The sequence below is a fragment of the Sulfobacillus thermosulfidooxidans DSM 9293 genome (genome assembly GCF_900176145.1).
GTDB lineage: Bacteria > Bacillota > Sulfobacillia > Sulfobacillales > Sulfobacillaceae > Sulfobacillus > Sulfobacillus thermosulfidooxidans.
Window position 1 is genome coordinate 220854 of sequence record NZ_FWWY01000002.1, and the last position, 19733, is coordinate 240586.

At 54.1% G+C, this 19733-nt stretch carries 18 protein-coding genes and 4 pseudogenes; 12 read left to right on the forward strand and 10 right to left on the reverse strand.

Annotation, left to right across the window (positions count from 1 at the left end; translation table 11 throughout):
- Positions 1-41: 41 nt before the first annotated feature.
- Together tnpB and tnpA are read right to left on the reverse strand one after the other, a co-directional pair.
- Positions 42-371, reverse strand: coding sequence for an IS66 family insertion sequence element accessory protein TnpB (gene tnpB, locus B8987_RS19075; RefSeq protein WP_026040445.1), 330 nt, complete (start codon positions 369-371; stop codon positions 42-44).
- A 23-nt stretch (positions 372-394) separates the two neighbouring features.
- Entirely contained in the window at positions 395-709 is a 315-nt protein-coding gene (gene tnpA / locus B8987_RS19080) for an IS66 family insertion sequence element accessory protein TnpA (protein ID WP_020372964.1), read from the reverse strand.
- A gap of 160 nt (positions 710-869) precedes the next feature.
- On the opposite strand from tnpA, the gene B8987_RS19085 reads away from it, so the two are divergent.
- Positions 870-1172, forward strand: coding sequence for a sigma factor-like helix-turn-helix DNA-binding protein (locus B8987_RS19085; RefSeq protein WP_139793615.1), 303 nt, complete (start codon positions 870-872; stop codon positions 1170-1172).
- A 262-nt stretch (positions 1173-1434) separates the two neighbouring features.
- Here B8987_RS19085 and B8987_RS19090 read toward each other — a convergent pair whose 3' ends face one another.
- The 4 genes from B8987_RS19090 to B8987_RS19105 form a co-directional block, all read right to left on the reverse strand.
- The gene (locus tag B8987_RS19090) at positions 1435-2268 is read right to left on the reverse strand and encodes a class II fructose-bisphosphate aldolase (protein ID WP_176213302.1); all 834 of its coding nucleotides are present in this window, start codon (positions 2266-2268) and stop codon (positions 1435-1437) included.
- A 173-nt stretch (positions 2269-2441) separates the two neighbouring features.
- On the reverse strand, positions 2442-3332 hold the full coding sequence (locus tag B8987_RS19095) for a 1-phosphofructokinase family hexose kinase (RefSeq protein ID WP_084662348.1): 891 nt from the start codon (positions 3330-3332) through the stop codon (positions 2442-2444).
- On the reverse strand, positions 3329-4162 hold the full coding sequence (locus B8987_RS19100; protein ID WP_084662349.1) for a DeoR/GlpR family DNA-binding transcription regulator: 834 nt from the start codon (positions 4160-4162) through the stop codon (positions 3329-3331). Before B8987_RS19100 ends, B8987_RS19095 begins: the two co-directional genes overlap by 4 nt.
- Positions 4143-5162: an SIS domain-containing protein gene (locus B8987_RS19105; protein WP_084662350.1), complete on the reverse strand. Its 1020-nt coding sequence runs from the start codon at positions 5160-5162 to the stop codon at positions 4143-4145. The genes B8987_RS19100 and B8987_RS19105 overlap by 20 nt, the downstream gene beginning before the upstream one ends.
- A gap of 213 nt (positions 5163-5375) precedes the next feature.
- Between B8987_RS19105 and B8987_RS19110 the strand changes: the two genes are divergently transcribed.
- A complete protein-coding gene (locus B8987_RS19110) occupies positions 5376-6662 on the forward strand; it encodes an APC family permease (RefSeq protein WP_207651529.1) in 1287 nt (428 codons plus the stop codon).
- Here the strand turns inward: B8987_RS19110 and B8987_RS19115 are convergent.
- Positions 6612-7622 (reverse strand): annotated as a pseudogene (locus B8987_RS19115) (IS1634 family transposase); the annotation flags it as partial. The gene B8987_RS19110 and the pseudogene B8987_RS19115 overlap by 51 nt on opposite strands.
- Before the next feature lie 106 nt (positions 7623-7728).
- Between B8987_RS19115 and B8987_RS19120 the strand changes: the two are divergent.
- Both B8987_RS19120 and B8987_RS19125 read left to right on the forward strand, forming a co-directional pair.
- Positions 7729-8037, forward strand: coding sequence for a transposase (locus B8987_RS19120; RefSeq protein ID WP_076005813.1), 309 nt, complete (start codon positions 7729-7731; stop codon positions 8035-8037).
- Positions 8038-8093: 56 nt separating this feature from the next.
- A complete protein-coding gene (locus B8987_RS19125; RefSeq protein WP_242940726.1) occupies positions 8094-8978 on the forward strand; it encodes an IS3 family transposase in 885 nt (294 codons plus the stop codon).
- A 254-nt stretch (positions 8979-9232) separates the two neighbouring features.
- On the opposite strand, the pseudogene B8987_RS19130 reads toward B8987_RS19125, so the two are convergent.
- Positions 9233-9970: pseudogene (locus tag B8987_RS19130) on the reverse strand (IS1634 family transposase); the annotation flags it as partial.
- A 322-nt stretch (positions 9971-10292) separates the two neighbouring features.
- Here B8987_RS19130 and B8987_RS19140 point away from each other — a divergent pair.
- The 5 genes and pseudogenes from B8987_RS19140 to B8987_RS20330 all read left to right on the forward strand — a co-directional run.
- Positions 10293-11186 (forward strand): ROK family protein, encoded by an 894-nt coding sequence (locus B8987_RS19140; protein WP_278281306.1) that lies wholly within the window; start codon positions 10293-10295, stop codon positions 11184-11186.
- A gap of 92 nt (positions 11187-11278) precedes the next feature.
- Positions 11279-11905 (forward strand): annotated as a pseudogene (locus tag B8987_RS19145) (glucosamine-6-phosphate deaminase); the annotation flags it as partial.
- 79 nt (positions 11906-11984) lie between these two features.
- Positions 11985-13122, forward strand: a protein-coding gene (locus B8987_RS19150; RefSeq protein WP_176213306.1) for an IS3 family transposase whose coding sequence is annotated in 2 segments (ribosomal slippage) — positions 11985-12251 and positions 12253-13122 — 1137 coding nt in all. Because the reading frame shifts where the segments join, the coding sequence is not laid out codon by codon here.
- 1403 nt (positions 13123-14525) lie between these two features.
- On the forward strand, positions 14526-14948 hold the full coding sequence (locus B8987_RS19155) for a ferritin family protein (protein WP_139793619.1): 423 nt from the start codon (positions 14526-14528) through the stop codon (positions 14946-14948).
- A gap of 112 nt (positions 14949-15060) precedes the next feature.
- Positions 15061-15477 (forward strand): annotated as a pseudogene (locus tag B8987_RS20330) (DUF8045 domain-containing protein); the annotation flags it as partial.
- 805 nt (positions 15478-16282) lie between these two features.
- Here B8987_RS20330 and B8987_RS19165 read toward each other — a convergent pair.
- Entirely contained in the window at positions 16283-16486 is a 204-nt protein-coding gene (locus B8987_RS19165; protein WP_084662359.1) for a type II toxin-antitoxin system Phd/YefM family antitoxin, read from the reverse strand.
- Positions 16487-16770: 284 nt separating this feature from the next.
- Here B8987_RS19165 and B8987_RS19170 point away from each other — a divergent pair, with 284 nt between their 5' ends.
- Entirely contained in the window at positions 16771-16971 is a 201-nt protein-coding gene (locus B8987_RS19170) for a type II toxin-antitoxin system prevent-host-death family antitoxin (protein WP_176213304.1), read from the forward strand.
- A gap of 297 nt (positions 16972-17268) precedes the next feature.
- On the opposite strand, the gene B8987_RS19175 is transcribed toward B8987_RS19170, so the two are convergent.
- Positions 17269-18216, reverse strand: coding sequence for an EamA family transporter (locus B8987_RS19175; protein ID WP_242940727.1), 948 nt, complete (start codon positions 18214-18216; stop codon positions 17269-17271).
- Positions 18217-18430: 214 nt separating this feature from the next.
- On the opposite strand from B8987_RS19175, the gene B8987_RS19180 reads away from it, so the two are divergent.
- Positions 18431-19105 carry a GntR family transcriptional regulator gene (locus B8987_RS19180; protein WP_084662361.1) on the forward strand — a complete coding sequence of 225 codons (675 nt, stop codon included), beginning with the start codon at positions 18431-18433 and terminating at the stop codon, positions 19103-19105.
- Positions 19106-19229: 124 nt separating this feature from the next.
- Positions 19230-19553: a hypothetical protein gene (locus B8987_RS19185; protein WP_084662362.1), complete on the forward strand. Its 324-nt coding sequence runs from the start codon at positions 19230-19232 to the stop codon at positions 19551-19553.
- Positions 19554-19733: the final 180 nt, after the last annotated feature.

Sequence of the window (19733 nt, forward strand, 5' to 3'; positions counted from 1 at the left end):
CCCGAAGGCCCAATTCCTTGTCCCACCGAAATTTTTCTCGATCAGAGGACATGCCGATGACGCAAGGCTTGATACGCTGCGGGTTGTTCCAGGGATAGTCCATCCAGAAGCCACTGCAATTGGCGCAGCGTAATGGCCTGGGGCGAGGTCGTGGCCGTCATCGGCCACGCTAAGTGGCCGCGTTCCAACCGGAAGTAATGGAGCCAAAAGCCATGATCGGCCCATTCCAAAATTTTCAGTTTGTTGCGCTCCCGATTGCAAAAGACAAAGAGCGCCGCACTACAGGGATCCAAGTGGAAGGTACTGTGGACCAAGGCAGCCAAACTGTCAATGGATTTCCGCAAATCGGTCGCCCCCACCGCTAAATACACGGGACGGCTCGTCCCGCCGATAATCATGACGACAGAGCCCGGACAACCGCTTGAAACAAGGGCGGATCGAAATCGGGACCGACCCGAATTTCTGCCGGACCGATGCGGACGATCAATGTGGCCCCCGGGTTCGTCGCCGTTGGCGACGGCCACGCCACCCAAGCGGGTGGTGCGGCATGCTGAGTCGCTGCCCGGAATTTGCGGAGCCAATACGCTAATTGATGAACGGTCACTCCATGGGCTGCGGCCCATTGCGGCCGCGTTTGACCACTCGCCTGAAAGTCCGCTACCCGTTCTGCCCAAACTTCCTGTAACGCTTCGTGTTCCTCGTGTGTCATGACCCATCACCTCATCCTATTTTGGGGGAATTATGGATCAATGTCCCCAAAATCAGAAGGTGGGGATTATTTGACGCTTACGACGGCTCGCCGATGCGGTGCGCCAGGCCACCCGGCACAAACAGGTGTTTTACCGCCACGCCTTGCGGTTGGATAGTTCGTGGGGGACAAGAACGGACGAACGGACGCCAAATCATCAAACGTGACCGGGCACGAGCGATTGCCCGCGGACGCCCTGGCTGATCCCCTGCAATGGGTAGAGCGCATCGAGCAACGCAACCACTTGTACGCAGGTATGGAGGCATTAACCACGTGGGAATGGCAGGTGCTTTGGGATGTGGCCGACGGGTTATCTTATGGCGAGATTGCCCGGATTCGCGGACGGCACCCGAAGGCTGTAGACAACGCCTTACAACGCGCCCGGCGTAAACTCCGGCAGTATTGGGCGACCGAAAAGGAGTAAGCATCCCCACCAACGCCCCCCTCCCAGAGAGGCACCACATGACATAGGCCATGCGATCGGACTCGCTGACGATCACGGCCCCCTACCACGAATACGGACATTGACAGACTGGGCGCGTGGTCTGGGGATCTACGGTATGGCGACCGAAGGGGACACGGAGAGTCATAGCATGACTCTCCGTCAAGAAGGCGGGGCCGGCCAAGGCTACTTGTGGGTGCATACAGCCCCACAATGGATGACTCAGATGCCACGGACCCCGCCACTATGCCCTGTGTTGTGCTAATGATAATTGATGAATTTTTTCCCTCACCCCATCCCCAATGAGTCGTTGGATTTCTCGCTGGACATCGCGCGGTTTCTTATCAGGCAATTGATGTACGGTTTGCCACCAAATCCGGCGCAATTCGGTGCCAAAGTTCATTTTCGCAATGCCATGCGTGCGCAGCGTGTCATACATATCTTGGGAGACGCCACTGGCGCCATGAAGAACGAGCGGGACAGGACAGACCGCATGAATGGCGGCGAGCCGGGCGACATCAATGTGGGAGCCAGCCACGTGCGTGGCATGATGATTCCCAATGGCGACAGCGAGCGCATCGACATCGGTCGCTTCCACAAAAGCCACGGCCTCTTCGGGAGAGGTCAAGTGGGCCCATTCGGGAGGTTCCCCCGGTTTGGATACATGGCCAATTTCGGCTTCCACGAGAACGCCGCGGGCATGGGCCCATTGGACCACTTGTTGGGTTTGGCGCACATTCTCCGCAAACGGTAAAGCAGATCCGTCATACATTACGGAGGTAAATCCCCACGCCAAGGCTTGTTGAACATCCTCCAAGGCCGTCGCATGATCCAAATGCCAAGAAATCGGCGATGGTAAGGGATCCAGTACGGTCGACATCAGCGTGGTAAGGACATCATATCCCCAAATCGATAGGGTCTCGGGGGTGAGTTGGATAAACATCGGAACCGGTTCTGCGTGAAGAGCTTGGGCAATCCCTAATAACATTTCCGGATTGTCGGCGTTGATGCCTAAGAGAACCCGCTGCGTGCGGGCAAAGTCGGCGAGAATATCGCGTAATGCGTGACGAGCCATCATGGAAGCCTCCTTGTGAATCAACGTGTGCATCGAAGTCGGACGGTATGCCACAACGGGGTTGGCGGAAGACGTGACCCATGTCATGCCCGCCACTGGATGACGGACCTGATGCGTCCCCACAGATCACCGCGGTGATGACGGCATGGCTGCGCGGCGCCATGGTCCCCCTGAAGTCACGTGTGGGATTGTCGCCATTGGGATTCGAGGTGTACCAAGACATCCCTATCAATGTCGGCGATGCCTGCGGTGACGACACTGGCGGATGCCGCCATCACGGCGTAACCGAGCGCGTCAGCCCAGGATTGCTGCTGCGATAAGGCGTGCACCAACGCGCCAACCAAGACATCGCCCGCTCCGACCGGATTTTGCACCGGGACAGCGGGGGCCCGAATGGTTTGAGGAGTGTCCGATTCCGCGGGATACCACAGAACGCCATCCGCTCCTTGCGTGATCACGCGGTGTTGCGGCCGGGGACTTAACGCACCCATCGGCAGTTGATCATATTCTTGGCGGTTGGGACAGATGGCGCTCACCCCGGCTTCCCACGCCGCGATTAAAGGGTCGCCAGCCAGGTCGGCGATAATTCCTTGGCAGTGGGGGCGAAGCGTGTTGACCCATAGGGTGATGTCATCGGCAGACAATCCCGGGGGCAGGCTGCCCGATATCGTCACCCAGTCGTGCGGTTGCAGATGGTCACGCACCTGGCATAACAGGGAATGACTGGTCTCGGGAGAGACCCAGGGACCGTGTCCCCGAATCTCTGTCACGTGCTGAGAGTCCAAGAGGCTGAGGCAAAGCCGCGAGGACTCTGTTGTCGTAGCTACGAGATACGGGATCTGTTGCGCTGTTAACGCTTGCAGAATCCAGTCCCCGACGGCTCCCCCATAAAATCCCACGGCAGTGACATCCCCTCCGAGTTGCTGAATGGCGCGGGCGACGTTATTGCCTTTGCCCCCCGCATAGCCTGTCCAGGACACCTGGTTATACGTGTGGCCGCTATATAGGGTCGTGGGCAATGTCATAACCACATCCCACGAGGGATTAAAGGTGACGGCATAGATCATGTGTGGTCCTCCAACGCGACGGTTTGCCAAATGCCGACCGTCTGCGCTGCATTCATCGTGGGATGAGGCATGACAGGCCACTCTTTAAGCAGTGACGCCGCTTGACACCCAGTGGCCACATAATCAATGTCGTTCCATGCCAGCATGCGGTAGAGGGCATTGCGTTGCATTTTACTATGGTCGGCAATAATGAGAACATGATCGGCGGCCCGGCGAAACCCTTGGCCTAACACCGCTTCATCACTAGCCGTCGTGGTGATGCCAACGCGGGGATGCACACCATTGGCGCCGAGAATGGCCCAGTCGAGATGGAGGCCTGTGAGCCCTTGGAGGGCCATCGATCCCGTGGTTTCATAGTTGTAGGGACGTAAGTCTCCGCCAATGACCACGACCGGGATCTCAGCTTGGGTCAACTGGTAGGCAATGTTAATGGCATTGGTGACGACAGTGAGGGCTTTGGGATTCTTGGCCAGCTGGGTCGCCACACGGGTCGTCGTGGTGCCCCCGTTCAGGCCAATCACGGCGCCCTCGGGAAGCCACTCGACGACAAGGGCGGCCAGATCGTCTTTCTCTTCCGGAAATAAGGCGGTTTTATCATGAAACCATTGTTCCGTATCCTGAATGTCCAGACCGACGGCGCCATGATACCGGCGAATCTGAGGTTCGCGCATCATCAGTTCGTGAATATCCCGGCGAATGGTGGCGAGCGAACAAGAAAACGTGTCGGCCAATTCTTGCACCGTAATCGTTCCCGCTTGCTTGAGCCGTGATAAGATGGCGAGCTGGCGTTCCCGGGCGTTTCGCGGGGCATCACTCGGGGAAGTCATCATGGTCTAATTCCACCACCTGGGTAATATTGGCCGGATGATCCGGATCCTTATTTACGAGCAGCGTCCAATGCCACGCTAAATATTGTAACGGAATTACGGCGAAGGGACCGAAGGCCCTATCGGGACCCGAAGCCGGGAGCTGGATCGTCGGATAGCGTCCCGGCGAATCATGCCACTGGGGTTGCGCAATAACAAGCACCCGACCTTGTCGATGCATTAAATCACGCACGACCGTGATTTCCTGCGATCGATGGCGTGTTTGGCCTAAGACGACGATGAGATCGTCGGGCGTGAGGCTGCCCCATGGCCCATGGCGAAACTCCATCGGCGCATAGGCCATGGCACACTGATTCGACATTTCTTGGGCTTTTAAGGCTCCTTCTTGCGCAATGCCGTATCGAACGCCACTGCCTAGCACGTAGAGACGGCGGGGAGGACGTCCATCCAATAAGGGCGGGATGACCGCGGCGGCTTGCTGGACCATATCGTTGGCACCAGCAATGAACGTCTCAGGTAAGAGCGCGGAGGTAGCCGTTAACTGCAAAACCTGTTGAAGGAGAAAAAGCATGCTGCTAAAGGATTGCACCATCACGATGGTCGCGTCTTCTCCCTGTGGGGACAAAAGGAGATGATCCGCGTGCGTAGCCAAGGGACTGTCGGCGTGACACGTGACGGCGATAACGGGCCATGCAACTTCCCGCGCGGCCTGCATCGCCCAGAGAGCCTCTGACGTGGTCCCGGACCGCGAAATGATGATCAGACACCCTGTACCGCGTAAAGCGATTTCCGGTTCTAAGATCAGATCCGTGGAGGCGACGGCGCGCGCCTCTATCCCGAGGGAAAGCGCATAGTGCGCAGCGGTTTGAGCGAGATAATAGGACGATCCACTGCCGCTGAACACATAGGGGCCAGAACACGGCAAGGGCTGTGCCCACGGTAATGCGGCCTGCCAGGCCGCAGCTTGATGTTGGATCAGGTGATACACCTGTGTACCGCGCATAATAAACGGTTCTCCTTTTTTGGCGATCGAAAACGATCACAAAATGTCATATTTCACAAATATTTTTTAGAAACATGATTCTATTATGCACAAAATTACACGCGTGTGCTAGGATAAACGCATAAACTCGTTGTAAAAATCCTTGTAGGGATCATTATAGTAAATTGTCGCGCTTGTTTGTCTATTTTGATGATAGAAAGGAGATTTTTCACAATGGCACGAACTGGCCAGGAGAACCCCCGTTTCATTCGCGCTCTCGGGCTGTTTTCAGCAACGGCGGTCAATATGTCACAAATGGTGGGAATTGGGCCTTTTATTACCATTCCGCTTATCTTATCGGCCATGGGGGGGCCCCAAGCAATACTGGGATGGATTGTGGGAGCGCTGTTGGCAATGGCCGATGGCCTCGTGTGGAGCGAATTAGGGGCGGCCATGCCCGGCACTGGTGGATCCTATGTGTATTTGCGGGAAGCCTATCAGTATTATAGTGGGAAATTGATCCCGTTCCTTTTTGTATGGTCGACATTGCTGGCAACACCCTTGATTATGTCGACGGGAATGATCGGCATGGCAAATTATCTCGGGTACTTTTGGCATGGAATGACGCCCTTGGATACGAAATTAGTGGCTGCAGGGATCACGATTATTACCGTGGCGTTATTATATCGACGGATTGATTCCATTGCTCGCATTACACAGGTGCTCTGGGGTGGTATGATTCTGACCGTCTTGATAGTGATTGTGGCGGCGGCCACGCATTTTCATCCTCGGTTAGCATTTTCATATCCGCCGGGCGCGTTTGCTTTGACACCGAAATTCTTCGCAGGCCTAGGCGCGGGCCTATTGATTGCCATTTATGATTATTTAGGATATTATACGACGGCTTACCTAGGGGATGAAGTGAAAAATCCCGGCAAAGTGATTCCGGGGTCGATTCTTTTAGCAATTCTTGCCGTGGCAGTGATCGATTTGTCCATGAATATCGGCATCATTGGGGTAGTCCCCTGGCAAGAAGCCGCGAAATCGACTACGATTGGGACGTTGTTTATGGAAAAAGCCTGGGGCCCCACCGGTGCGACCATTCTCGCACTACTTATCTTGTGGACGGCTTTTGCGTCGGTGTACACGGGACTTTTGGGCGGATCCCGTCTACCCTATAACGCGGCCCGTGACAAACTCTTTTTTAAGAGTTTTGGGATACTGCATCCGCGATTAAAATTTCCGTATATTTCCTTATTAGTTATGGGAGGATTTACGGCGATTTTCAGCTTTTTTAGTCTATCTGCCATCATTAATGCCTTGATGGCCATTTCGATTGTGGTGCAATTTATTGGCCAAGTAATTGCCCTCACCCTACTCCGGATCAAACAACCGGAGCTACATCGCCCGTTTCGTCAATGGTTGTATCACGTATTTCGCACCCTTTGGTACGTGGTTTGGGCATTTTTTTTATTCCCGTTTCGGAGGGTTGGGGGGCTCCGTATACACGGTCTCGGGTAACGCTAAGGCCTCCAAAATGGCCAAAAATGTCGCCTGAAAGCGTTGCGGTACGGCGACTTGCCGCGCCCCTGACGGCAACGGAATCACCTGGACGGAATGGAGGTGTCGGATGATTTCGTGGCCCGTCGGGTGCGTGAGCACCCGCCGCGCCGGCGAGGGAATGGACACGGCACTGCGGCGCGCGCGCCGCTCCATCACACTATATAACAAGCACGCCATCAGGAGCACATAGCCTAACGCTTCCACCCGTTCGGGCTTTTTCACAAACAAGGCATCCACAAACAACGGATCTTTCAAAAAGTGGAAATGGCGTTCACAGTGCACTTGCCCTTTATATTCCTGCAAGAGGGCACGCGCGTCCCAGTCGCGGCGATCTAACGGGGTGATCAACACGAAGGTGGCCTGGCGTTCCCATTCGCGTTGCCGTTGGGCGGCGTTCACCGCGCCGATGGTGGCCGTGACGCGCCACCCGATTTTGGTCTGGGGTTCCTCCGTTTTCGGCGGTCGGCCCCGGCGGCTACGGGGGAGGCGCTGCACTTCTTCATGGAGGGTCGTCTCCACCGCAAACCACGCAGTTTCGCGGCGGGCTTGCCACTGGCGGGCCGCCTGAGCGGCGTCCTCGCGACAGTCATAGAGCGTCTGGGACAGGACGTGGGCGGCGTCGGCCAAGGCTTTGCGGGCGTTGGCGATTTGCTGATCCAGGGTTTTTTCTTTGTGGGTCTCCAGCCGGGAAGATCGGTAGACGACCAGCCGATAGGGCACGTCATCGATCATAGCCTGTTGCTCGGAGGCCCAATACTCCGCCGCGTCGCGGCGGGCGGCGACCGACCCGAGGAAGGTCCAGGCATCTTGAGCCCACGCCGTCTCTTTCGCGGTCTGCGCCACGGCAAATGTCGAAGGACACCGCGAGATGAAGCGGAGGTTGGCCTGACGCAGGCCGGCGAGATTGGGCCTATTAAGCCCCCAAATGCTTCTAGACATCTCCTACGCAAAGCGATACGATCCCATACAGTTATCGCTGCGGAAAATTCTGACATCATTTTCATCATGAAAGGATGTGAACCCCATGGGAGAGTCGAAAACAATCACCCCAGAATTGAAAGCCCAGTGCATCCAAGAAGCGCTGGACATCCGGAATGCGGCGGCTGTCGCCCGCCGGCATGGGTTATCGGTTCGTCTCGTACAAAAATGGGTGCAAACGGCCACGAAACACGGGACACCCGAAGAAGCGCGTGCCTTAAAGAAAGCTTTACAGCAAGCCACTACGGAAAATCACCAGTTGAAACAATTATTAGGGGAGAAAGATTTAGAGATTGCGATATTGCATGATCTCCTAAAAAAAGCCCCCCGGGCCTCTCTGACCGATGTGAAGTAGCCCATCGGTGGATCCAGCAGGGATACCCGCCTACCCGCGTTTGTCAGTTGGCGGGAGTGGCCCGGGCCACGTATTACGCATGGCGCGCTCGAAGACAGCGTCCGGCGTCCTGGACGCCGAAACGCGGGGGAGGTCGACCCCGGCGGGGCTATGTGTGGACGGCAAACGACACCAAAGTGGCGGAAGGGCAGGTCCTGGAATGGCTCAGCGAGTTTATCATCGCGGGAGACGGTCAGGCTTATGGATATCGGAAGTTGACGACATGGCTCCGACGAGAACACGGATTGATCATCAACAAAAAGACGGTCTATCGTCTCTTGCGATCCGCCGATCTCTTACAAGGACAACCCTTGCGGCCCTCCGGAAACCGACCGCCCCGTGTTCTGGCCGCCAATCGGATGGTGACGGGCCCCAATCAACTCTGGGAAATGGATTTGAAATACGGATACATTGCGGGAGAAGATCGGTTTTTTTATCTCTGCAGTGTCATCGATGTCTTTGATCGATGCATTCTGGCGTATCATCTCGGATCTCACTGTACCGCTGTTCAAGCCTTAGGCGCCTTGGAAGGCGCCGTGCGAGCTCGCCAAGCCGACTGGGGTAACCACGTTCCGGTGATTCGCACCGACAACGGGCCCCAATTTGTGGCTCAGCGGTGGGCCATAGGGTGTCAGGTCTTAGGGATAACTCATGAACGCATTCCGGTGGCGACTCCTAACAAGAATGCCCACATCGAATCCTGGCACAGTCTGCTCGAAGGAGAATGTTGGCGGAATCAGGTCTTTCAGACTTTGGCAGAGGCGTATACAGTGACTGCCGAGTGGATCCGTTTTTACAATGAACGCCGCATGCATGGGAGTTTGCACGATTGGGCTCCCGCCGTGTACTATGCACAGTGCCAAACGGGCACCGCACCACCAATTCACCCGGTGCGGTGTTAAGGAGCCAGCCCGAGACGGGCTCGTCGCTTCGCTCTTGACCGCGGGTTTTTGCCCGGGGGCCGAGGGGGTCCAGAGCGCTGCGGAGCAGCGGCCTCGCGTACTCTGGACGGCCGGCCCGCCGGGCGGTATCCTCGACGCGGCGAGCGAAGCGGAGGAATGTCCCCTGACTGGATTGGCATTTTTCACCATAACATCGATATCAAGTGAAATATCATGCGAACAGGACCATTGTCTAGATATTGGGGGTTAAACCGGGGCTTCGTGACTAAGGACGAGTCGGCGACATAGATCACATCGTGAAGCTCTTGGGGCGAAAAGGCGGCCACTAACTCCTCAATCATCCGGCGATTGAGGGTTTTGTCCGAGGTATTGCCCGAGGCCACCGACCCAAAGCGCAAGACCCCTTCCCCATTCACAAACACCGTTAAGAGCACTTGTTTGAGATCGGGGCGCCGATCTTTCGAATGGCCGCGCCGGGGCATCGCACGGGGAGGGACGGCGGCATCGTCGACCGCCGTGGGGTCGCAGGGCTCTGTGTCGTCTTCGGCGGACCGATAGGCCCCCTGCAACGATCGGGAGGTACTGTCCCAATGCCCCGAACGCAGTTCAATCGCTTCTCGAGCATAAGCCTGCGCGGCTACCGCCGTAAACACCGCGGCGGGCCCGGCCTGAAACAGTTTATCCAACGCCCGCCCCAGCGCATCATCGGTAAAATCCGCGGCCGTACGGCCGCGCCCGAGCAACAAGGGCACATCCGTTTCTGCGAGACGATCCGGGACGCGATACAGAGGGGATTTGCCCGTCAAAATGTCGAGCACCATCGCCAAAATGCGTTCACCCGGCGATGTCCGACATTGCTGCGCATCCCAAACCAATAAGGTATTTAAGAGATCCACGAATCCGATAGCATCCGCGATCCCGCGAATTACGGGCGCGGCGCCGACAACCCGACTGGGCAACTCGACAAGTTTCATAAAGAGAATATTCGACACGCGACCGCCAAATCCTTTGCGAGAACATTCCGTCTATAATTAATACTAAATGGAAAAATTTAGGTGCGGAAAACCTGTTGTATCCTCTCCCGAGTCTCGTAGCCTTTATCGGATGGATCTATATATTTGTATCGTCGGGATGGCCTGCTATTCGTCTTGCCCTCATATGGACAGTCCTTGGTCTGATTGCATTTATTGTGTGGGCTTACTATGAACGGGTGTGGCCTTTCCACCCGCTGAAGGACGAAGTGAAAGAAATGTATGTGGTCTCCTCATCAGCCGGAGCGGAAGACTGATGGTCGAACGGGGGTTTGTGCTCGGAATGGATTTTGGAGGAACGAAAATGGCGCTAGCGACAGCTGATGACCACGGAATGATTCTGCATAGAGCGGATATTCCTACTTTGTCAGATGCTCATGACGCGATATCGCGCGCGCTTGAGGTGGCGCACGAGCTGATTAACCGTACGGAAACTCAATACCAGTCCCGACTACGGCGTGTCGGTGTTGCCACGATGGGGATTACCCAGGATAGCGGTGTGCTGTTAGCGCCGAATGTGGCGGGGTGGCGTGAATTGCGATTACCCCAGTTGCTGCATACGGCCTTTAATGGCATACCGGTTCTGATTGCAAACGATGTGAAAAGTGCCGCTTTGGCCGAGTTAAAGTGGGGCGCTTTACAAGGCATGGATCCCGCACTGTTTGTTAATCTTGGAACAGGGATTGCTGTGGCGTTGATTGCCTCTGGACGGATTATTCAAGGGGCTCATGGCGCCAGCGGAGAAATCGCCTATAACCCGCTAACCGAACACGATTGTCGCGGAGTACGCGACGATGTGGCGCCCCTCGAGGAGCGAGTGGGAGGTGGGGCGATCCAACGTAGAGCCCGCGATGAGTTGGGATGGGATCTCGATGCCGGGGAGCTCTTGCGTCAAGCCCCGCGTGATCCGGTCATTCGGATGTGGCTTGACCCAATACTGCGCACATTATCGTTCCAATTAACGCATTTAGTGATTGCCCTCGATCCGGCCCGCGTGGTCATTGGTGGGGGATTGGCCAAGGTGCATGAGGTCATCTTTCCGTATTTGAGGCAAAGCTTCGATTCGTTTGTACCGTTTCCTCCTGAAATAGTGATAGCGCATTTTGAACGCGATGCCGGATTGATGGGGGCGATTGCGTTAGCATTAGACGGATCGCAAGCCGTCCATGGGGGATGACTTCTGTGACTGGGCTTCTGGTCTAATGGAACTTATTACCCGACTTTGAACATTGTCTCGTCCAACACAAACGCTGAGAGGCACAGAGAGAAATGAAAGTGATTATTTGCTCAACGCAAGATGAAGCTAGCGAGTGGGCGGCATCCTTGCTGATGCCGCTCTTTAGAACCCCAAAGTCGATCCGGCTCGGTCTCGCCACCGGAGCCACGATGATTCCCGTGTATCGCGCGTTGGTTCGACAACTTGGTGCCATGCAAGGACCGATGATAAGACATGTAAAGACGTTTAACCTAGATGAATATTGGCCGATCGATCCGGATCATCCCGGGAGTTTTGCGACTTTCATGCGTCAGCATGTGTTTTCGCAGATTACCCCCTATTTGGACCAAGTGCATTTTCTGCGAGGCAATGCACGGAATCCCGACGAAGAATGTCAACACTATGAGGCTCTATTGAGCGCCCAACCCTTAGACTGTCAGCTGTTGGGGCTAGGCGTGAACGGACACATTGGATTTAATGAACCTGGGACGTCGTTTACTAGTCGTACGCGCAAAGTCCACCTATCGGACACCACGATCCAACGCAATAGCCGACAATTTCCCGGAATCGTTCCACAGGAAGCACTCACCGTAGGCATCGCCAATATTATGGAAGCTCAACATATCATCCTCGTGGCGTGGGGGCTTGAAAAGCGGGCCGCCTTGACCCGCGCCGTATGCGGTCCTGTCGGGGAAGACTATAGTGGTCCCCAAAAACTAGACAATTTTGGAGGCCGTCAAGTGTTACACTGGACATATGATGGCGAAACAAAAACGGCATTCTGCCACCTTCAAAAGCCAAGTGGTGCTCGAAATGCTCAAGGAAGAAAAAACCGTCAGCCAGATTGCCGCCGAATACGGCATTCATCCCAGTCAACTGCATCGCTGGAAGCGCCAGGCGCTCGAGAACTTTCCGCAGTTATTTACCGAGTCCCAAGCGCTCCAACAACAGGCCCAAGCCCACCAACAACAGCTGACCGAGCTTTATGCGGAAATCGGCAAACTGACCACACAAGTCGAGTGGCTCAAAAAAAAATCTGGCCTCGACCCTGACCCGCGATGAACGGATGACCTTGTTGGATCGGGGAGCGGATACGCTCCCGTTGACGACGCAAGCCGCGTTGTTAAGCCTCAACCGCTCGAGCCTCTATTACCGGCCCGTCGGGCCGGATGCCGAGGAGATCGCTCTGAAGCATCGCATCGATGAAATTTACACCGATCGACCGTTTTACGGGTCCCGGCGGATGACGGCTCAGTTGAACCACGAGGGTTACGCCGTAAACCGCAAACGCGTGCAGCGCTACATGCGGGAGATGGGGATCTGGGGGCTCGCTCCGGGGCCCCAGACCAGCACCCGACATCCCCAGCACCCGGTGTATCCGTATTTATTGAAAGGCGTCACGCCGGCGTACCCCAATCATGTGTGGGGGATTGACGTGACCTATATCCGGATGGTGCATGGTTGGCTATACCTGGTGGCCATTATGGATTGGTATTCACGGTTTGTCGTGGCGTGGGAACTCTCCGAAACCTTGGAACTGCCCTTTGTGCTCACGGCCGCGGAGCGGGCGTTGTCCATCGCCACCCCCACCATTTGGAATCACGACCAAGGGAGTCATTTTACCAGCCCCCAATACACGGCCTTGTTGTTGGCCAAGGAGGTGCAAATCAGCATGGACAGTAAGGGGCGGGCGTTGGACAATGTATTGACGGAACGGCTGTGGCGCAGTGTGAAGTATGAAGAGGTGTATCTACACGATTACCGTTCACCCCGGGAAGCCCGATCGGGCTTGAGCCGATACTTTACGTTCTATAACTATCACCGGCTGCATCAATCCTTGGGCTACACGCCACCCGCGGCCTGGTATTCGCCCCTCCCGTCCCTCGACCGGGAGTGATGTTGCCCGGGATTGAATCCCCCACAGACAGCCCTACGGGCTGGGCCTCCTGTTTGGCGAGGGCCGTTGTCGGCCCGTCGACAAACAGGAGGGTAATGGTTCCGATGAAGACCCAAAGGAAGGAGGCCAGTCTCACACTTTGGGGGTCAAAAATCTGTCTTGACAATGGGGTCCACCTTAGACTGCCCGGCGAGTGTTTTGCAAACCCATCCCCATGTGACGGTCATTACGGATAAAGAGGCTGGAAGCCAACTGCTAACACACTGTGTCAATTCTCAATCGGAGAATGTCCGACACATAGTTGACCTAGCCAGCACGCCGGAAAACCGCTGCCTTTAGGCCGGAGGAATAGATGTTAGGGGGATGGGGTAGGGTGGGGGAATTCCCTGCATGCTCCTGCCACTAAGAGATGATGCACCGGCCAAGAGGTACACCCGGTTATCTTGAGGGAACATGGTCGTCTCCTAAATAGGTTCTTTGTTGTCATGGTACGGAGCTGACTCCCATCTCGTGTCTTCCACTTCCTGGATTACGAACGCTATCATGCAGTCATTGCGTTCCATCCGCAGCCTCGTCGTGCAGCAATTGGGATACGGTGACCAGGTGGTATCCAAGCGACGGTAGAGGCCGTCGTTCATTCCCGCTCCCACAAGGTCAACTCTACGATTTTGTGGGGCGTGATAGCCTGACGAATGAGGGGGACGCCGCCGATGGCCCAACACTTTGCCATCCTCCGAGATAGGCGGATAGTGCGACGCACAGGGATACGATCAAGGATACACTGGTCCTCCTTGTTGTGCCGAATGAGGCGAGCGCAAGGGCTAGCTCTGTAGCGCTCTTTTTGTTAGTATGACAGGCGTAGGGGAATTTTTATCCGTTGCGTTGGTCCCAGCATGTTCTCCTGGTATAATTAATTTCCAACTCATGGCACCGGGCTTGCGAAGTGTGCGTTAGTGGAGATCGCAGAGGGTATGCTGCCAGATGGGAATTCGAACAGAATCGTGTGATGAAGGAAAAGGCGTTTGATGGCTTGAAGAGAGGGCACGGCGAGCTCGTGAAGAACGGCAGGACAATCGACTAATATGGAATTCTCCGGGTTTTGCTGGCGAGTATTGTGACGAATCGTTACCGCCCTCCATTTTGAATGACATTCGGACTTTACATGGCATTCAGGCTTGATGAGAATCGGACGCAGAATGCCAGGGAAAGGGGAATTGTATTGGAATGGTTCGATGATGTTGAACAATACGCAGATTATTTGGCCACTCTCACACCTGATGAACGATATGCTATGCTTTATGGATTTTATCAACTGGAACAAATGGGGGCCATCTGGCTTCCGCGTTTGTTCCGTCTGGTACCTGACGCCACGTTTCAACGCGAAACGCTTAGGCATGCGGCGGATGAGACCCGTCACGAAAAACTTTTTGCGCATCGTTACCCTTGTGGGCGCAACGCCTTCCACTCTGAATACGCCGCCGTTAAGTTTGGGAGGACAATTCGTAGCCCAAGGTCTCGCCGATTGGCCATCCGCCGTCGGGCAATCCCCCGTTCTGTCAGTAATCCCGTTGTTAGTTTATCTCTTGGCAAGTGAAGAACGCGCCGTGGTCTCTTTTTCAGCTCATGCCCAATTTTATGCCCTGGGAGACGAAATCGGCTCGATTCTCAACGACATCGTGTCCGACGAGAAACGACATGTGCGCATGATTCGCCATCGGTTGGACCGCTGGCAACAGGACATTGCGCCAGCACGGCAGATTATCGAGACGGCCGAAGCAAATGTGCAGGCGATACGCACACAATTTTTATCCACGCTCTCACGGTAGTTTTTTCTCCTGAACATGACTTTCTCTCATTATGAAACACAAGGAGAAGCCTATGTATACACTCCGTTACTATTGTTAGGACGATGCTTATTTTGCGCATTGGAAGGAGCAGGATCCCCAGCCTTGGGTGGACCATGTCGCCACCTTAGATTTGCTTCGTAAGATTCATAGCGTACATCACATTGACCATGAGGAATTGATTATTCCCTCCGATTCTAACGGTTGGCCCTCTGAAGCCGAAGAACAACGCATCTATCGAGAGCACATCATGCCTAGAGCTCACATTCTCATTCCTCGTCTAGAAGAGCAATCTCTACGTAAGGCATTTAAGTCAAATTCTGGAAATCTCTATTTGGTAGGTCGTGTTGTTATTCTGGAGGATGGTCTCGTGGGGTGGGCCACGGGAACGTCGAGTAGTTTCCGTCGTTTTGTGCCCCCAACTGGGTTTAGCCGGTCCGATCGACTCTATTTCCTCGAATCCGTTCTGACACGCGGATCCGATCTGTTAAGGGAACTCTGTTTCCCATAGGCCAGCCCGAGCAATGTATGCTCGAACGTTTTCAAAAGTCTGGCCCGTTAAAAGGCAATTTTCGCGCCAATGTCTCGATTTTCGGAAAACAAATTGATTTAGTATGTCAAACACCCCTTGCAACATGGATCATCGAGGGAAAAACCTCACTAACATGGGAAGCTTATGGGCAGGCCTGTGGATATACAAAACTGTTTCGAAAGACACAAATCCCCACGACATTGTACATGGTGCTATCGTGTGTAAGAAATCAGATCCCATCATTGAAGATCTTTGTGCTGAGAGTTCTATCGCAGTGTTTGTCGAATCGGAAGAATCAACAGTCTTTCAACATAGGGGATGGGTGCCGCCTGCCGAATATTAAAGGCGACATCCATTGCCATTTTGTCCGGGGCGACCCCACCATTGCGTTCTACCATGACACCTCTATGAAAAGAAAGGCCGATTCTCTGGCAGCACTGTTCCTTACTATGGTATAGTTCCATGAGCCAAAAAACTCGTGACCATGTAAACATGCGAAACGCGATTCAGCCTTTGGAGGTATGGCAAATTATCGCGAGCTTCTCCCTAGGGTTGAACAACGGCAACCTCCTCCAACGCCTTAGATAATCTTCCAACACTGGATAATGCCAATCTCATGTAAGCACTAATTAACCACAGATTCGATTACGAAGGAGTGGCTAGGGGGCTATTGGCGAACCCTTTGCGAATCAAACTGATGAAAACCAGTTTTCTCGTAAGAATCCCCTGCATTTATACATCGGGAGTGTCAACAATGCGTATAAAAGTGCCTCATCAAGACGCATCAAAAAGGAGTTCGGTTCAAGGCCCGGCCTGCCCGCGCCTGACGCATCGCCATCAGTTCAACCTCGAACGGCTCCTCAGTTACTGGCGACAAGACTGCAATCGGCTGGCCGGTAGAGGTCACAACAATGTCTTCAGCCGCAGAGAGCCATTCGCCAATCCTGCGCGTCTGGGTTCGCAATTCCCGGATCGAAACGAGTCGCATAATAGATCGCTCCTGTGTTACACATTGTGGAGCAAAATCGGCACACGTGCAAGTTCCTGTTAGAGGAACCTGTGATATTGACTGGGTGACTTGCTACGGTTTCATCCCAGCCCCCCTATCGGTCTTTGGGAATAGTTAACATAAGATTTGTTATCGGACTCTCTTTCCTATTGGTTATACAAATAGAACGCGCACTGTACGGAGCGTACTAATCACAACTGATAAGCCTTAGGCTGCGCTATAATGATGCTAGTGTACAACTTTGTACAATTGGAGGGATGGCCATGAGTCGTTACAAAGTCCTGAAGGCATCTGACATTCGTCAATACTGGAGTGAAGTCGTCAACGAAGTGGCTTGTGAAAATACCCGAATCCTCATTGAAAAAAGCGGTGTTCCTGTCGCTAGTGTGGTGAGTCGGCAAGACCTTGAGTGGCTTGAAGAACGCCGATTGGAAATTGGCCGAGTTGCGGGCGACAATGGATGACTGACGTCCCATCGGAAGAATTCAACCGTGCGATGCAATCCCCACTACGTAAGACTCTCCGCATGGTTCCAGAGAATTGATAAGACATAAAGCTGTTCGCGCCTTTATGGAACCCGCAAAATTTTCCGACTCCAATTTTAAGAAGAGATCCGTCCATGCGTTATGCACCCGAATCTGAATGCGTCGTATAGGCGTAGTCTCAAGCAGCCCATACCACGGATTTTGTAGCACGTTAAATGGACGATGTCGCGAGGAATGAAAAGCTGCTCGATCCATAGTTCACCATCCGCTCCTCCATCATTTTGTCAATGACAGCACAACTACTGCCCCAATGATACAGGTTGCTCCGATTACGCCGACCATCCCCATGTGAACATGAAGCCAAACTATCGACACTAATGCAGCGGATAGCGGCTCCGCGCACGAGAGTAAGCTCGCCTGGGCGGGAGAAATCAACCGCAAACTGTCCATGTAGAGATAGAATGCGAAGAAGGTGCCAAAAATCACCACAAACAGTGTGAGTAGGTCGACCTGGAGCGACATTAGACTTTCAAGATGAGCCCAAGGGTGATAATACACCGATGCCCCCATGCCTCCAATCAGCATGCCCCACCCCGTCACAACCGAAGCCCCATAGGTTTTTAACAACTGGCGAGGAAAGAGCGTATAAAAGGCCAGGGCTACAGCCGAACTTACCCCCCAAACGACGCCACTCCGTGACACCGTTAAGGACGTAAAGGTACCGTTCGTCACAAGGAGCGCCGTGCCCAGAATAGCCAATGCAGTCGCCGTCATCTGGGGGGCTGTCGGGATTTTCCAGGAACGCCAGCTCGTGTACACAATCAGCACAACAGGCCCCAGATACTGGAGGAGCGTCGCCGTAGCCGCATTGCCGTGCCGAATGGCCAAAAAGTACGTCAATTGAACCCCTAACATGCCCAACATCCCAAACACAATGAGATCTCTCCGGGCCGACGACTCACGCCAAATTTCCACGACGGGGCGCGCATTCCCCCGAATGAACTCCATCATTAAAAGCAGCCCTCCCGCAAGGATTAATCGTTCTGCCACCAGCGTTCCCGGGCGGACGTGGTATGACGCAAATAGGATTTGGGCCACCGTTCCGGACAAGCCCCAAAAGGATGCGCCGACCAATACCATCAGGCGACCAGTGGTCGCGGAAGGCTGGCGGGACGTTCTCCGGGCAAGTTTTGACACGGATGCCATCGGAGTGGGCAAGGACATATCCTCTCCTCTCTGGGTTAGCCACTCATCTCGGTTTATGATATCATAAAACATGCAGAATACAATATATTGTATTCTGCATTTTGGATAGGATATTTTTTATGCGCCAGCTGCTGTCGATGTACGGCCGCAGATGGTTATGGTATCCTATGTCTGGAATTTTTACGGGTCTACCTTGAGATGAATAACAAACCCAGCGCGTGAGGTGTTAAAAATGCCGATTCCTCGAAATTTAGACCGTCTGCCACGATTGTCGGTGCGGGATAAAGTGCTTGTCCAGCTCCAACAGTGGATTATTGACGGAACCCTCCAACCGGAAGAAAAACTGAACGATGTTGAACTGGCCGACGCACTGCAAGTCAGTCGCACGCCGATTCGTGAAGCTCTACAAATTTTGGAGTTACAAGGATTTGTTGAACTGATTCCAGGGAAAGCGACACGCGTCACGCCTATCGATTCGCACGATGTATTTAAAATTTATCCACCGTTAGCCTTGTTAGAAGCCTTAAATGCGCAGGACGCAACGTCTCGGATTCGACCCGACATAATTGAAGAACTCAAACACGTCAATCGCGGGTTACGACAAGCTCTCGACCAACGGAATTCCTGGCAGGCACTAGAATGGGATCGGCAGTTTCACGCCCTTATTGCGGAGGCCGCCGACAATCCCTATGTCACATCATTTACCACCCTTTTGCACATGCATGCCAGTCGGCTCAAATACCGGTTTTTTCAACACCTGGTGTTGCCCGCGTATACCTCCGTCGATGAACACACGCTGATCATCCAGGCTTTAGAAGACAAGAATGCCGAAATGGCCAGCGCGATTATGAAAAAAAATTGGTTACGCCCCATGGAGGAATTGGCCAAAAGTTTGGTGACCACCTAATTTTCAGTCATTGTCCAGGATTCGTTCCTATTGGAAGCCGGACTAGGTCGTCACCTGATGAAGCTGAGAGCTTGGCAATCCCACTTCAAGAAGTGTTGATTAATCAAGAAATGAGGGAATCGGAATGCACTTTCCCCAGTTAGCTGTATCCCAACACCTCCAAGCATGGCCCCAGCCCCCCTCGCCCGCTATCGGGTGGGGTTTAACCCATCGCCTTAGCCGTCGTCTCTGGAGTGCGACCCATATCGATTGGATCCCTGTGCTATGGTCAGAACGAAGAGCATGGCAGTATTGGGGTCAGTGGGAGTATACGGCCTTATTTTTGGATCGCCGGTTAGACCGCATTTGGACGCAATTTCCTGAGTTGCATGTTATGGGCGGTCCGGGCCATGAACGGGTTTTACACGAAGCCTGGGCCATTGAATACGTGCTGGGGTGCGGTTTTTAAGTTCACAGTCTTTGAAACTGAAGCGGCTCCACTCTCGTTGGATTAGCTGGAGTGCTAGTTCAAGCCAAGACCGTCAACCTCATACCCTTTTAGGAACGTCTCGGATTTCGTCGCCAAGGACAGTTCTTGAATCTCTTCATTCCGATGCAACAAGTTCGGAAATCGGTAACCATGGAGAGC